Below are 14,644 nucleotides of genomic sequence, written 5' to 3' on the forward strand. Positions count from 1 at the left end.
CCCCGTGCTCGACCTCCAGCGGCTGCGCGCCCTGCACGCCGTCTCCGTGCACGGCACCGTCGGCGCCGCCGCGCTCGCGCTCGGGTACACGCCCTCCGCGGTGTCCCAGCAGATCGCCAAGCTGGAGCGGGAGACCCGGACCGTGTTGCTGGAGCGGGAGGGGCGGGGCGTGCGGCTCACCGACGAGGCCCGGCAACTGGTGTGTGCAGCCCAGGAGTTGCTGGCCATCGTGGAGCGCGCGGAGACCGAGCTGGAGGAGCGGCGGGGCCGGCCCGCGGGGCGGCTGACCGTCGCCGCGTTCGCGTCGGCGGCACGCGGGCTGATGCCGGGCGTGCTGGCCGAGCTGGGCCGCAGGCATCCCGCCCTGGACGCCCGGCTCTGCGAGGTGGACCCGCATCTGTCGGTCGACCTGGTGGCGAAGGGCGCCGTCGACCTCGCCGTCGCGCACGACTGGGACATCGCCCCGCTGCCCGCCCCGCCGGGCCTGGAACAGGCGGTCATCGGGGACGACCTGTGCGATCTGCTCGTCCCCGAGGGGCATCCCTTCGCCGGGCGGACGGCCGTACGGCGGGAGGAGCTGGGCGGCGAGCGGTGGATCTGCCAGCCGCCGGGACGGGTCTGCCACGACTGGCTGCTGCGGACGCTGCGCACGGCCGGGCACGAGCCGGACATCGTCCACCAGGCCGACGAGAACCCGACCCTGGTGGCCCTGGTCGCGGCCGGGCTCGGTGTCGCGCTCATCCCGCGACTGGGACGCGGGGCGCTGCCCGCCGGGGTGGTGGAGGTGCCGCTCGATCCGATGCCGGTGCGGCGGCTGTACGCGCTGTGGCGGACGGGGGCGGCCCGGCGTCCGGCCATCGCGGAAACCGTACGGGTGCTCGGTGAGCAGTGGCCGAAAGTGGCGGCCCATCCGCCCCGGTGAGCCCCTGGTTCCCCCCGCGTACCGACTTGCGGAAATCCGGGCCGAGTCGGGAACCCGGGCCGGACCGTCCCCGTCCAATCGCAGGCCACCGGAGAGTCACCACGGTGCGGTGTCGGCCCTCGCCACTGGCTGCGATCGCTGACCACCCTCTCCGCCGTACCGCGGCCGGCGGCACCGCCGCCATCGGCGCGCCCCCTCCAACCGCGCCGGTGGCGGCCCCTTCGCGGTTAGTGTGCGTTCCCTTGACCGGCAGAAACTTCCCGGATATTGGTGACCTCTTGGAAGTTTCCTTCAGTGGATCCGAACGGATCACCTCCGGAAGGAGCGCACGTGCACGACACCGGCACGGGAAGCACGGGAAACACGGGAAACACGGGACAGCCCTCCAGACGCACCGTCCTCGCCGCCACGGCCGGCGTCACCGCCGCCCTGGCTGCCGCCGGGCCCGCGCAGGCGACCCCGGACGACAGCCGGCTGCGCCGCATCGTCTCCCGCATGGCGCTCCAGGAGAAGGTCGGGCAGCTGTTCGTCATGCGGGTCTACGGGCACTCCGCCACCGCCCCCGACCAGGCCGACATCGACGCCAACCTCAAGGAGATCGGGGTCCGTACGGCCGCCGAGCTGGTCGCGAAGTACCGGGTGGGCGGCATCATCTACTTCGCCTGGGCGCACAACACCCGCGAGCCGCACCAGATCGCCGATCTGTCGAACGGTATCCAGAAGGCCTCCCTGGAACTGCCCCGCGGGCTGCCCGTGCTCATCTCCACCGACCAGGAGCACGGGATCGTCGCCCGGGTGGGCAGACCGGCGACGCTGTTCCCGGGGGCCATGGCCGTCGGGGCGGGCGGGTCGCGCTCCGACGCCCGTGCGCTCGGCCGGATCTCGGGCGCCGAGCTGCGGGCGATGGGGATCCGGCAGGACTACTCCCCCGTCGCCGACGTGAACGTCAACCCGGCCAACCCGGTCATCGGCGTGCGGTCCTTCGGTGCCGAGCCGCGGGCCGTGTCCGCGCTGGTGGCCGCCGAGGTCGCCGGGTACCAGGGCTCCGGTGTCGCCGCTACCGCCAAGCACTTCCCCGGGCACGGGGACACCAACGTCGACAGCCACACCGGCTTCCCCACCATCACGCACAGCCGGGAGCTGTGGGAGAGGCTGGACGCACCGCCGTTCCGGGCGGCGATCGCCGCGGGCATCGACTCGATCATGACCGCACACCTGATGGTCCCGGCCCTCGACGACTCCGGCGACCCGGCCACCCTCTCCCGTCCCATCCTCACCGGCATCCTGCGCGAACGCCTCGGCTACGACGGGGTCGTGGTCACCGACTCCCTCGGCATGGAAGGCGTACGCAGCAAGTACGGCGACGACCGGGTGCCGGTGCTCGCGCTGAAGGCGGGCGTGGACCAGCTGCTCAACCCGCCCGACCTCGACCTCGCCTGGAACGCCGTGCTGACCGCCGTGCGCGAGGGCGAGCTCACCGAGGCCCGGCTCGACGAATCGATCCTGCGGGTGCTGCGGCTGAAGTCCAGGCTGGGGCTGTTCCGTTCCCCGTACGTCAGCCGGAGCGGTGTCGACCGGACCGTCGGCGCCCGGGCGCATCTCGCGGCGGCCGACCGGATCGCCGAGCGGACGACCACGCTGCTCGTCAACGACGGACGCCTGTTGCCCCTGTCGCGGCGCCGGTACCCCAAGGTGCTGGTGGTCGGGGCGGATCCGGCCTCGCCGTCCGGCACGACGGGACCGCCCACGGGCGTGCTCGCCGGCGCGCTGACCGGCCTGGGCTTCACCGCCACCGCCCTGTCCACCGGCACCGCCCCCTCCGCGGCGGCCATCGCGAAGGCGGTCGCGGCGGCGCGGGAGGCGGACGCGGTGGTGGCCGCCACCTACAACGTCACCGCGAGCAGCAGCCAGAAGGCGCTGGTGGAGCAGCTCGTGGCGACCGGGACGCCGGTCGTGGCGGTGGCCATCCGCAATCCCTACGACGTGGCCCAGCTGCCCTCCGTGCCGGCCTGCCTGGCCGCCTACTCCTGGACCGACGTCGAACTGCGGGCCGCCGCACGGGTGATCGCCGGACGGGTGAAACCGCGCGGGAAGCTGCCGGTGGCCGTGCAACGGGCGGATGATCCGGAGCAGGTGCTGTACCCCGTCGGCTACGGGCTGTCGTACTAGACGTACGCCACGGACCGGGCGCACCACCCCCAAGGTGCGCAAACCGCCCCATGCGCCTGGCGTGCACCCACTACGGCGGGTCACGCTGGGCGAGCACACTCGGGGGGTCGGCGATGCGTGAGAGAAGTTCCGTGGGGGTGGTCTGCGGGCTGGTGGTGCTGCTGGGCGCGCTGCTGACCGGCTGCCAGAGCCCGTCGGGAGGCGTGGCGCAGGACGGGCGGCTGGGCGAGCCCGCGACCGGGAGGACCGCCTCGGTGTCGCCGGTGCCGGCGCGCCCGTCCGGGTACGGGGCGGTGTTCCTCGCGGTCGGCGAGTGCAGTTCGTTCGGTACGACGAGCTTCACGGAGGTGCCGTGCGCCGGTGAGCGGGCGGCGGCCCGGGTCGTGGCCCGGCACGACGGCGCGGTGCGGGACGGGCCGCGCTGCCCGTCGGCCACCGACTTCGTGCTGCACATCAGCGAGCAGCGGCCCGCGTCCGACGAGGACGGCGACGGGGCGGTGCCGCGGGGCTTCGCCTGTATGCGCAACCTCCAGCCGCCGCACCCCGGTGATCCGGGCGGCGGGGGCGGACCCCGCACGATCGTCGGGGACTGCGTCTACGGCTCCGGCGACGGGCAGGTCCGCGAGACCGCCTGCGACGGCAAGGGCGGGCAGAAGCCGCAGTACAAGGTGGTCCGGGCGGTCGCCGAGCGGGCCGACTGCCCCGCCCCGACCGCCCTGTACGTCCGGCTGGGCGGAAAGCGGCCCGTGGGGTGCGCCCGGCCGCTGTGACACGGCCGGGCGCGAAAGCGACGTGCTTTACGGACGCAGCGTCATCTCACGCTGGGTGTCCCGCTTGTCGAGCTTGGCGTCGAACTTCGCCAGCGGCTTCGCCGCCTGCGGGTCCGCCTGCACCGTGCTGGAGGCGACACCGGCCCAGTCGAGGATGCGTGCGGTGGCGAGGGCCTTCTGCTCGGGCACGAGGCCCGCCACGTTGGCGCCGTGGTTCATGCCGGGGGCGGTCATGACGTAGGAGTCCTTCGCGCCCTTGCCGACGCGGAAGGGTTCCGCGCCCCACGGGTCGTTCTGGCCGTAGACGAACAGCATCTGCCGGGCGTTGTGCCGGACCCAGGTGTCCACGTCCCGCATCGCCGACGGCTGGAACCTCATGGGGATGTCCCGGGGGACGAAGTTGCGCGGCGGCTGGTAGCCGTAGCGGATGTACTGCTTCTCGATGTGCGGGAAGCGGATGGTCGGCGCGCCGAGCTGGGTGCCGGCCTGGTAGTAGTACGGCGTGTAGGTCGTCAGGCCCTGGTCGGCGTAGGCGGAGAAGCCGGAGATCGTGTCGACGGAGTCCCAGATCTCCTCGTCGGTGGCCTTCTTGGCGTCGGCCGGGATCTGGTCGCAGTCGGACAGCAGGCTGTACTGCCAGAAGCCCCACACGTAGTCGAGGACGGTCGCCTCGAACGCCTTGTCCAGGCTTCCGATGGTCGTGAAGGTGAGGCCGTTGTCCTGCGCGAAGGCCGCGTACTTCTTCTCCAGCGGCTCACGGCGCACCAGCGCCTCGCGCTGTACGCCGTTCAGCCGGTCGCGGCACTCCTCGGTGCCGACGCGGGCGAAGAAGCGGTCGTAGGCGGAGTCCTCCTTATTCACCACGTCGTTGGGGGCGACGTAGGCGACGACGCCGTCCATGTCCCGCGGGTGGAAGCGCTCGTAGTAGGTGGCGGTCATGCCGCCCTTCGAGCCACCCGTGGAGATCCACTTCTTGCTGTAGATGCCCTTCAGGGCCTTGAAGACGCGGTGCTGGTCGTCGGCCGCCTGCCGGATGTCCAGCTTGGACCAGTCGGCCGGGGCGGGCCGGGACGGGGTGAAGAAGCGGTACTCCAGGGAGACCTGGTTGCCGTCCACGATCTGGGTCGGCTCGCTGCGGCGGGGCGTCGTGGAGACGTTGTAGCCGCTGGTGAAGAACACCGTCGGGCGCGAGACGTCCTTGTGCAGCAAGGTGATGCGCTGCTGGAAGGTGCCCTTCGAAGGCTTCCGGTGGTCGATCGGCTGCGTGTAGTTCAGGACGAAGAAGCGGTAACCGGTGTACGGCTTCTCCTCGACGAGGCTCATGCCCGGTATGGAGAGCAGCCTCTCCTTGATGTCGGTGGTGCCGGCGGCGGTGGCCGCTCCCGCCGTGCCCAGTGTGCCTATGAGCACCGTGAGCGCCAGCAGCCATCTGAGCGCCTTGCGCATGCGCACTCCCCTGTGAGACAGATGTGCGCCGGAAGCTAGCGGATCAACTCACCGGAGCACCAGGGGACATAGGGAAAACCCTGTGCGCGGGGGCGGGTTCGCTGGGCGCGGGCCGTCAGCAGAGAATCCAGCCGGAGCTGAACTTCCCCCTGCCGACCTGGCCCTTGAGCCAGACGCAGCGGCGTCCGGCGTGCACGGTCACCGGGCCCGCGTGGTAGGCGTACTTGCCCGCGTCGACGACCGGCCGGTTGCCGCGCGCCTGCACACTCACCGACATCGTGCGCTTCACGCCGGGCTTCTTGGTGAGGGTCACGGCGCAGACGTAGCCGCCGCGCTTGTAGACGAGCACGGTCCCGGAGGCGAACGGCAGGGTGCGGACCTTGCGGCCGGGGCAGAGGGCGGAGGCGGCCTGCGCCTCCCCCGGCGCGGCGACGGCGAGCAGCCCGGAGGCGGTCAGCACGGCCAGCCCGAGCGCGAGCCGCCGCCGTATCGCTCCACTGTGCACTGTCGTCCTCCCCGTACCGCGTCGTCCGCGACCATCGGCGTACGCCAGTACGGACGCATGACGTATGTCGGATGGTTGCGCGGGCGTCACGGAGACGCGGCAAGGGGGGCCGTCAGCGGGACGCCCCGACCGGCTCCTCCGGCTCGGCGGCGCCGATGAACGTCCGCCACAGCTCCGCGTACCGGCCGCCCCGAGCGAGCAGCTCCTCGTGCGTGCCGTCCTCGGCGACCCGGCCGTGGTCCATGACGACGACCCGGTCGGCGCGGGCGGCGGTGGTGAGGCGGTGGGCGACAATCAAGGTGGTGCGCGCGTAAGCGCTCGACGAGGGGCGGTGGTCGGGCGACGGGAGGGCGGCGCGGCGGCCCGCGATGCGGTCGGTGGCCTGGTTGACCTGGGCCTCGGTGGCCAGGTCCAGGGCGGCCGTGGCCTCGTCGAGCAGCAGGACGTCCGGGTCGACCAGTTCGGCGCGGGCCAGCGCGATCAGCTGGCGCTGCCCGGCGGACAGGTTGCGGCCCCGCTCGGCGACCTCGTGGAGGTAGCCGCCCTCCAGCGTGGCGATCATGTCGTGCGCGCCGACCGCGCGGGCCGCCGCCTCGACCTCGGCGTCGGTGGCATCCGGGCGGCCGTAGGCGATGGCGTCGCGGACGGTGCCCTGGAAGAGGTACGCCTCCTGCGGGACGACCCCCAGACGATGCCGGTACGAGGTGAGGTCCAGGGCCCGCAGATCGGTGCCGTCGACGGTGACCCGGCCGCCGGTGGGGTCGTAGAAGCGGGCCACGAGCTTGACGAGGGTCGACTTGCCCGCGCCGGTCTCACCGACGAAGGCGACGGTCTGCCCGGCCGGGATGCGCAGGTCGACCCCGCCGAGGGCCGCCTCCCCTTCACCGGCGGTGCCGTATTCGAAGCGCACGTCCTCGAAGGCGATGTCGCCGCGCAGCGACAGCACCTCGAGGGGTTCGTCGGCGGACTTCGTCGACGTCGGCTCCCGGAGCATCTCCTGGATGCGGCCGAGCGAGACGGTCGCCTGCTGGTAGCCGTCGAAGACCTGGGAGAGCTGCTGCACGGGCGCGAAGAACAGGTCGATGTAGAGCAGGTACGCCACCAGCGAGCCGATCGCCAGCGTCCCGTCGTCGACCCGGGCCCCGCCCACGATCAGCACCGCCGCCGCGGCCACCGACGACAGGAACTGCACGAACGGGAAGTACACCGAGATCAGCCACTGGCCCCGGATGCGCGCCTGGCGGTAGCTCTCGCTGTGCCCGGCGAACCGCCGCCCGCCGTCCCGCTCGCGCCGGAAGGCCTGCACGATCCGCAGCCCGGACACCGACTCCTGGAGGTCGGCGTTGACGACCGCCACGCGTTCGCGGGCCAGCTCGTACGCCTTCACGGACGCGCGGCGGAAGAAGTACGTGGCGACGATCAGCGGCGGCAGCGTCGCGAAGACGACGAGCGCCAGCTCCACGTCGATCACCAGCAGCGCGACCATGATGCCGAAGAAGGTGACGACCGAGACGAAGGCCGTGACCAGCCCCGTCTGGAGGAACGTCGACAGCGCGTCGACGTCGGTCGTCATCCGGGTCATGATCCGCCCGGTCAGCTCACGCTCGTAGTAGTCGAGCCCGAGGCGCTGGAGCTGGGAGAAGATCTTCAGCCGCAGCGAGTACAGGACCCGCTCGCCGGTACGCCCGGTCATCCGGGTCTCACCGATCTGGGCCGCCCACTGCACGGCCACCGTCAGCAGCCCGAGCAGGGCCGCCGCCCAGACGGCACCCTGGGCGGCCTGTGTGACGCCCGAGTCGATGCCGTGCCGGATCAGCACGGGCAGCAACAGGCCCATGCCCGCGTCGGTGGCGACCAGGGCCAGGCTGACCAGCAGCGGTAGCCCGAAGCCGCGCAGCAGCCGGCGCAGACCGTAGGACTCCTCCGGCTGGACGGCCCGCGACTCGTCGACGTCCGGGACGTCGGTGGCCGGGGGCAGTGCCTCGACCTGGGCGAGCAGCTCGGGGGTGGCGGGGCTTTCGGCGAGGGCCAGGTCCTTGCGCTCGCGGTCTCCCGTCCACAGCCGGGGGGTGACCCCGCGCTCGGCGTCGAACTCGGCGTCCAGCTCGTCCCGGACGGAGGTGTCCTCCTGGGGGCAGGCCGGCGGGGTGTGGCCCGGGGAGACCGCGCCCAGCTCGTCCGGGTCGGTGAGCAGGCGCCGGTAGAGGGCGGACCGCTCCTGGAGCTCCTCGTGGGTGCCGATGTCGGCGAGGCGGCCGTCGTCCAGGACGGCGATGCGGTCGGCGAGGTTCAGGGTGGAGCGGCGGTGGGCGATCAGCAGGGTCGTACGGCCCCGCATGACCCCCTTCAGGGCCTCGTGGATCTCGTGCTCGACGCGGGCGTCCACGGCGGAGGTGGCGTCGTCCAGGACGAGCAGGCGCGGGTCGCTGAGGATGGCGCGGGCGAGGGCGACGCGCTGGCGCTGGCCGCCGGAGAGGGTGAGGCCGTGCTCGCCGACGGTGGTGTCGTAGCCGTCGGGGAGTTCCGCGATGAACCGGTCCGCCTGGGCGGCGCGTGCGGCCTTCTCGATCTCCTCCCGGGTGGCGTCCGGGCGGCCGTAGGCGATGTTGTCGCGGACGGTGTCGGAGAACAGGAACGAGTCCTCCGGGACCAGCCCGATCGCCGCCCGCAGCGACTGAAGGGTCAGTTCCCGCACGTCGTGCCCGCCGACCAGGACGGCCCCGCGAGTGACGTCGTAGAAGCGCGGCAGGAGGAGGGAGACCGTGGACTTGCCGGAACCGGAGGAGCCGACGACGGCGAGGGTCTCGCCCGGGCGGATCTCGAAGGACAGCCCGTCGAGGACGCTGCGGTCGTCGTCATAGCCGAAGGAGACGTCGTCGAACTCGACCGTCGCGGGGGCGTCGGCGGGCAGGTCCTTGTGGCCGTCCTCCATCGACGGCTCGGTGTCGATCAGCTCCAGGACGCGCTCGGTGCCGGCGCGGGCCTGCTGGCCGACGGTGAGCACCATCGCGAGCATGCGGACCGGGCCGACCAGCTGGGCGAGGTAGGTGGAGAAGGCGACGAACGTGCCGAGCGTGATGTGCCCGCGCACCGCCAGCCAGCCGCCGAGGGCCAGCATCGCGACCTGGCCGAGAGCCGGGACGGCCTGCAGGGCCGGGGTGTAGACCGAGTTCAGGCGGATGGTGCGCAGCCGGCCCGCGAACAGCCGGCGGCCGACCTCCCGGAGCTTGCCGGTCTCCTGCTCCTCCTGCCCGAAGCCCTTCACCACGCGTACGCCGCTGACGGCGCCGTCGACCACGCCCGCGACGGCGGCGGCCTGGGCCTGGGCGTACCAGGTGGAGGGGTGGAGCCGGGTGCGGCTGCGCTTGGCGATCCACCAGATGGCGGGCGCCACCGCCAGGGCGACCAGGGTCAGCGGCACGGACAGCCACGCCATGATCACCAGAGAGATCAGGAAGAGCATGAAGTTCCCGATGGTCATCGGGAGCATGAAGAGCAGGCCCTGGATCAGCTGCAGGTCACTGGTGGCCCGGCCGACGACCTGCCCGGTGGACAGCTCGTCCTGGCGGCGGCCGTCGAGCCGGGTGATCGTGCCGTACATCTCCGTCCGCAGGTCGTGCTGGACGTCGAGGGCGAGGCGGCCACCGTAGTAGCGGCGTATGTAGGTGAGGACGTAGACGACCAGCGCGGCTGCGACGAGGAGACCGGCCCAGGTGGTCATGTCTCTGGTGTGCTCGCTGATGACGTCGTCGATGATCACCTTGGTGATCAGCGGGACGAGCGCCATGACGGCCATGCCGATCAGGGAGGAGCCGAGGGCGAGTACGACGTCCTTCGGGTGGCGCCACGCGTAGGCCCACAGTCGTCGTGCCCATCCCCGTTTCGGTGTCACACCGGTGCCTTCCATCCGTCCTGAGCTGCCGGAAGGCGACAACACGGGATCCACCCGATTTCATCCCGCGGCGCCGCTTCCCCGACCAGCGGACGAGGAACACCCGCCCTAGGTCTAAGCTCCCCGGTCATGGTGCCCTCACTCGCCCAGGTGTCCCGGCGACCCCGCTTCGCGCTCACCGAGACCGTGGTGGCCCTGTGCGCCGCCCTGTGCTGGCGGCTGCTCGCCTTCGCGATGTACGCGGAGGGCTACGACCTGGACCCGAGCGCGCCGCGCCAGATGTCCGGAGACGCGGAGATCGCGCACCTGGCCCTGCTCCTGGCGGTCTCGGTCGCGGTGACCTGGTCGCTGCGGCTGCTGCCCTGGCCGCCACTGCGCCCCGCGGTGGACGCACTCGCCGTGGTGCGCCTCGCCGCGGTGCTGCTGCTGTCTGCGGTGATGGTGCTGGCCCTGCTCACCGGGGTCCGTGTCCCGGTGCTGGGGTGGCAGATGTGATCACCCGCGGGCGGCGGGGACTCAGACGCGCACGCGGAGGGAGTAGAAGCGGGTCGTCTGAACGGCGTTCTGGTTGTCGTCGCTGACCAGCAGGACCTTCAGGGCGTTCCTCGTCCGGCCTGTGATCGTCATGCCCTCGATGTTGTCCAGGAGAGGGTTCGGCTGGGGCTGCTTGGCCGTCGCTCCCAGGGACGGGCAGGTCGCGAGGTCGGTGAGCAAGGTCTTCCTCATCGCGTGGCGCGGGTCGGCAAGGTAGAGGCGGACCGTGTTGCCCACGCCTGCCGTGAAGCCGCGTTCCAGGACCAGGAGGCGGCCGTCGGGGGTGGCCTGGATCTCGGGGACGCCGAGGCCGGGGTCCGTGCGGTACGTGTACGGGGCGGCGAGCCGGAAGTGGCCCCCGTGACGGTTCCAGGTCTGGAAGCGGACGGTGTCGGCGGGGTCGCCGGCGAGGGCGTACTCCATGGACGCGACCAGGGTGCGGCCGCCGGGCAGCAGGGTCAGACCCTCGAAGGTGCCGTTGGGCTGCCCTCGGCCCGCGGGGCTCACGCGCAGGTCGTCGGGGACCGGAAGGCGGTCGAGGATCTTGCCGGTGCGGGAGTAGCGGCGTACCGACGGCTCGGTCTCGGAGGTGACGAGGTACGTGCCGTCGCCGTCCACGACCAGGCCCTCGGAGTCGAGTGCGGCTCCGCTCTCGTCGGCCAGGGGGATCACGGAACGGGGCTTCAGGGTCCTCGCGTCCAGGCGGAACAGCGACGAGCGGTCCGAGAGGGCAGCCAGGGAGCCGTCCCGGATGACGGCCAGCGCGGAGAAGTTGCCGACGAAGGTGTCCTCGTACGTCGTCTTGTCGAGCGCGTCGGAGAAGCGGTCGAGGGAGACGGACGGGGAGCAGGCGTGGGACGTGCGCGCCTGGGCAGGGCCGGCGGCGGTCAGGCACGTGGCCGCCGCCAGGCCCGCCGTGAGAAGGGCGAGGTGGGTTCTCAGGGGCATGGACGTCACCGTAGAGCGGGCCGGTGACGCCGGGTGGGCGGCCAGGTGAAGGTCGGCCGTTCCGGTGAGTCGGTCACACCGGCAGCTACTTGCCCTACCTTGTGGCTGTTTGCCCGGATATGGAAAACGCCTTCCCCCTGTGCTCTACACCCTCCTCGCCTTCGTCAGGAGGATCCTGGATCTGGGCTAGGACCTGGCGAACCCGCCGGACCCGTCAACTCGCCGCCAGATCCTTGTGGATGACCTTGGCCACGGCCTGGATGGTGGCGATGCCATAGTTCATCGTGCTGTTCCCGTGGGTCAGCACCGTCATCACGTAGTCGTGGCCGCCGCCCTTGAACGCGCCGACGCTGTGCACCCGCCACCCGTTCGTGGAGCGCTGCAGCCAGCCGTTCTTGACGGCCACCGTGACGCCTGAGGGCACTCCGTACGGGGTGCCCCAGCGCTGGGACGAGACGACCTGGCCCATCAGCTTGACGATGTAGGCGCGGGAGTTGTCGCTGAGGACCGCGTTCTTGGCGGTGAGGAGCTTCAGCAGCTTCTGCTCGTCGGTGACGGTGATCTGCGTCAGGCCCCAGTAGCCGTTCGCGCCGGGCTTGGTCTGCGTCATGCCGGCGGCCTTGAGGAAGTTCTTGATCTTCGTCATGCCGAGCTGCTTCCACAGGGTGGAGGTCGCCGCGTTGTCCGACTTGGTGATCATCGCCTTGGCGAGGGTGTTCTCGCGGTCGGTGAGGTACCGGTTCGTCTTCTTCGCGTCCCACAGCAGTGTGGCGAGGACCGTGACCTTGACGACGCTGGCCGAGTCGTAGGCGGAGCTCGCGCGCAGGGTGCAGGTCGTGTTGGTGCTGCGGTCGTAGAGGCCGACGGCGACCGTGCCCTTGCGGGTGGCGAGCGCGGCGGTGATGTCCTTCTTCAGCTTGGTGGCGAGCCCGGCCTTGGCGGACGTGCAGGTCACGGCCGGAGCGGCAGCGGCGGCGGGCGTGGCGGCAGCGACGAGCGGCACGAGGACGCCCGTACCCACGGCCGCCGCCAGCACCCTCGCGCGGCGGGATATCCCAGAAGTCATGCACGTCATGACTCTCGGGTGCGGGCGAATGGTTGTAGGGATGACGAAGACTTGTGCGAGTCGTTACCGGAGGCCGCCCGTGTTCACAGGCGGCGGCCGGCTTCGGCACAGCGGCCTCCCATCTCGGCTGTCCACGATGCCGGGGTGACCTCTGCCACCGAAACCCAGCTCCGCGCCGCCGAGCCCCCTCCGGCCCCGCCCCAGGACGCCGCCACCGCGCCGCGTTGGTCCCTGCCCGCGCTGCTCGCGATCCTCGCCCTGGCCGCGGTGCTGTACTCCTGGAACCTGTCCGGATCCAGCCTCAACAGCTTCTACAGCGCCGCCGTGCTGAGCGGCACCGAGAGCTGGAAGGCCTGGTTCTTCGGCTCGCTGGACGCCGGGAACTTCCTCACCGTCGACAAGCCGCCGCTCGCGCTGATGGTGATGGGCCTGTCCTGCCGGATCTTCGGATACGGCACCTGGCAGATGATGGCGCCGATGATCGTGGCCGCCCTGGCCACCCTCTGGATCCTGCACTCCTCGGTGAAGCGGGTGTTCGGGCACGCGGCGGCGGCCGTGGCGGCCCTCGTCCTCGCCCTCACCCCGATCACGGTCGCCATCAACCGGGACAACAACCCCGACACTCTGCTGGTGTTCCTGATGGTGGCCGGCGCGGCGCTCGCCCTGCGCGCCACGCGCGACGGCCGGCTGCTGCCGCTGCTCGGTTCGGCGGCCTGCTTCGGGCTCGCCTTCAACACCAAGATGCTCCAGGGGTACATCGCGCTGCCCGCCGTGTTCGTGGTCTATCTGTACGCGGCGAAGCCGGCGGTGGTGAAGCGCATCGTCCATCTGCTCCTCGCCGCAGTGGTGCTGGCCGTCTCCAGCTTCTGGTGGGCCGCGGCCGTGTCGCTGGTCCCGGCCTCGGACCGGCCGTACATCGGCGGTTCGACGGACGGCACCGCCTGGAACCTGATCATGGGCTACAACGGCCTCGGCCGGATCCTCGGCGGCGAGGGCAACGGCGGGGGCGGCGGAGGCGGTGGCGGCGGCTTCTCCGGCACCGCGGGCCTCGGGCGGATGTTCAACGACATCCTCGGCGGCCAGATCTCCTGGCTGATCCCGTTCGCGGGCATCGCGCTCGTCGGCGGCCTGGTGCTGTGCGGCCGTGCCGCGCGTACGGACCTCACCCGGGCCGCGCTCGTGCTGTGGGGCGGCTGGACCGTGCTGCACTACCTGACCTTCGCCCTGGCGGAGGGCACCATGCACCCGTACTACACGACCGCGCTCGCCCCGGGCATCGCGGCGCTGTGCGCGGGCGGCGGGGTGCTGCTGCTGCGGGCCTTCCGCGCGGATGGGCGGTGGGTGTGGGTGCTGCCGCTCGCCCTGGGCGTCACGGCCGTCTGGGCCGCGGTGCTGCTGCGGCGGGCCTCCGGCTGGAACTCCTGGCTGTGGCCTGCCGTCTTGGTCGTCATGGCGCTGGCCGTGGCGGGCCTGTTCGTCTTCCGCTCCGCCACCTCGAGGCTGCGGCTGCGGCTGCTGGCGGTGTCGGTGGCGGCCGCCGTCGTCGCGGCGGTGGCGGGCCCGGCGGCGTACGCCTGGTCGGTTCCGTCATCGGGAGCGAGCGGCGGCATGGGCGGTACGAACCCGACGGCGGGGCCGACCACGGGCAGCGGCTTCGGCGGGCCCGGGGGCGGGGGCGGCCGGGGGTTCCCGGGCGGGGGCTCGGACGGTCCCGGCGGCGGGAGCCGGCAGGGCGGCGACACCCAGGCCGGGGGCGGCTCCCTGGGTGGCGGGATGCCGTCCGGCGAGCAGAGCGGGCAGGCTCCCGAAGGGTCGGGCACCCCTGGGGGTACGCCCCCGAACGGCGGCGGCACGTCGGCCGAGGGCGGCTCCGGCACCGGCCGGTCCGGCGGTGCGGGCGGTCAGCCCGGCGGTACGGGCGGGGGCCCCGGCGGCGGCGCGAGCAGTGAACTCATCGCGTACCTGAAGAAGCACCAGGACGGAGCCGAGTGGCTGCTGGCGGTGTCGAGTTCGCAGGGTGCCGCCCAGCTCATCCTGAGCAGCGGTGAGCCCGTCATCTCGATGTGGGGCTGGTCCGGCAGCGACCAGGCGATGACGCTCGCCAGGCTCAAGGAGCTGGTGAAGAAGGGCGACCTGCACTACATCCAGCTCGGCGGGGACGGGAGTGCCCCCGCGCGAGCGGATTCGAGCGTGGGGGAGGGCGGCGGCACGGGCGGCCCGGGTGGCGGATCCACCGTCAGCTCCGAAGTCACGGCGTGGGTGCGGAAGCACGGCACGGCGGTGAAGGAGAGCGACTACAGCGCGAACTCGGACACCGGCTCCGACTCGTCCTCGGAGTCGACCGTCTACCGCCTCGACCCGTCCGACGTCAGCTGATCCCGCACAACCACGC

Annotated in this window: 10 protein-coding genes; 5 read left to right on the plus strand and 5 right to left on the minus strand. The window is 72.1% G+C overall.

Annotated elements, in window-relative coordinates:
- Window positions 1-4: 4 nt before the first annotated feature.
- The 3 genes from CEB94_RS14920 (at window position 5) to CEB94_RS14930 (ending at window position 3,861) form a co-directional block, all read left to right on the plus strand.
- Window positions 5-922: a LysR family transcriptional regulator gene (locus tag CEB94_RS14920; protein ID WP_175432693.1), complete on the plus strand. Its 918-nt coding sequence runs from the start codon at window positions 5-7 to the stop codon at window positions 920-922.
- Window positions 923-1,252: 330 nt separating this feature from the next.
- Window positions 1,253-3,091, plus strand: coding sequence for a glycoside hydrolase family 3 protein (locus CEB94_RS14925; protein ID WP_175432694.1), 1,839 nt, complete (start codon window positions 1,253-1,255; stop codon window positions 3,089-3,091).
- A 113-nt stretch (window positions 3,092-3,204) separates the two neighbouring features.
- The gene (locus tag CEB94_RS14930; protein ID WP_175432695.1) at window positions 3,205-3,861 is read left to right on the plus strand and encodes a hypothetical protein; all 657 of its coding nucleotides are present in this window, start codon (window positions 3,205-3,207) and stop codon (window positions 3,859-3,861) included.
- 27 nt (window positions 3,862-3,888) lie between these two features.
- On the opposite strand, the gene CEB94_RS14935 is transcribed toward CEB94_RS14930, so the two are convergent.
- The 3 genes from CEB94_RS14935 to CEB94_RS14945 all read right to left on the minus strand — a co-directional run bounded on the left by CEB94_RS14935 (window position 3,889) and on the right by CEB94_RS14945 (window position 9,704).
- Window positions 3,889-5,307: a S28 family serine protease gene (locus tag CEB94_RS14935; protein ID WP_175432696.1), complete on the minus strand. Its 1,419-nt coding sequence runs from the start codon at window positions 5,305-5,307 to the stop codon at window positions 3,889-3,891.
- Between the two features lie 115 nt (window positions 5,308-5,422).
- Window positions 5,423-5,812: a hypothetical protein gene (locus tag CEB94_RS14940; RefSeq protein ID WP_175432697.1), complete on the minus strand. Its 390-nt coding sequence runs from the start codon at window positions 5,810-5,812 to the stop codon at window positions 5,423-5,425.
- A gap of 112 nt (window positions 5,813-5,924) precedes the next feature.
- Window positions 5,925-9,704 (minus strand): ABC transporter ATP-binding protein, encoded by a 3,780-nt coding sequence (locus tag CEB94_RS14945; protein WP_175432698.1) that lies wholly within the window; start codon window positions 9,702-9,704, stop codon window positions 5,925-5,927.
- Window positions 9,705-9,833: 129 nt separating this feature from the next.
- On the opposite strand from CEB94_RS14945, the gene CEB94_RS14950 reads away from it, so the two are divergent.
- Entirely contained in the window at window positions 9,834-10,199 is a 366-nt protein-coding gene (locus tag CEB94_RS14950; RefSeq protein WP_175432699.1) for a hypothetical protein, read from the plus strand.
- A gap of 21 nt (window positions 10,200-10,220) precedes the next feature.
- On the opposite strand, the gene CEB94_RS14955 is transcribed toward CEB94_RS14950, so the two are convergent.
- Together CEB94_RS14955 and CEB94_RS14960 are read right to left on the minus strand one after the other, a co-directional pair.
- Window positions 10,221-11,186: an esterase-like activity of phytase family protein gene (locus CEB94_RS14955; protein ID WP_175432700.1), complete on the minus strand. Its 966-nt coding sequence runs from the start codon at window positions 11,184-11,186 to the stop codon at window positions 10,221-10,223.
- Between the two features lie 214 nt (window positions 11,187-11,400).
- Complete coding sequence (locus tag CEB94_RS14960; RefSeq protein ID WP_175432701.1) at window positions 11,401-12,252, minus strand: serine hydrolase; 852 nt, start codon at window positions 12,250-12,252, stop codon at window positions 11,401-11,403.
- Window positions 12,253-12,396: 144 nt separating this feature from the next.
- Here CEB94_RS14960 and CEB94_RS14965 point away from each other — a divergent pair, with 144 nt between their 5' ends.
- Window positions 12,397-14,628, plus strand: a complete 2,232-nt coding sequence (locus CEB94_RS14965) for a mannosyltransferase YkcB-related protein (protein WP_175432702.1) — start codon at window positions 12,397-12,399, stop codon at window positions 14,626-14,628.
- Window positions 14,629-14,644: the final 16 nt, after the last annotated feature.

Origin of the sequence: Streptomyces hawaiiensis (genome assembly GCF_004803895.1) — a bacterium.
Taxonomy (GTDB): Bacteria; Actinomycetota; Actinomycetes; order Streptomycetales; family Streptomycetaceae; genus Streptomyces; species Streptomyces hawaiiensis.

Bases quoted from the DNA above. Each gene is read 5' to 3' on its own strand.
- CEB94_RS14950 (WP_175432699.1), top strand. From the start codon at position 9,834: ATGGTGCCCTCACTCGCCCAGGTGTCCCGGCGACCCCGCTTCGCGCTC.
- CEB94_RS14955 (WP_175432700.1), bottom strand. From the start codon at position 11,186: ATGCCCCTGAGAACCCACCTCGCCCTTCTCACGGCGGGCCTGGCGGCG.
- CEB94_RS14960 (WP_175432701.1), bottom strand. From the start codon at position 12,252: ATGACTTCTGGGATATCCCGCCGCGCGAGGGTGCTGGCGGCGGCCGTG.
- CEB94_RS14935 (WP_175432696.1), bottom strand. From the start codon at position 5,307: ATGCGCAAGGCGCTCAGATGGCTGCTGGCGCTCACGGTGCTCATAGGC.
- CEB94_RS14930 (WP_175432695.1), top strand. From the start codon at position 3,205: ATGCGTGAGAGAAGTTCCGTGGGGGTGGTCTGCGGGCTGGTGGTGCTG.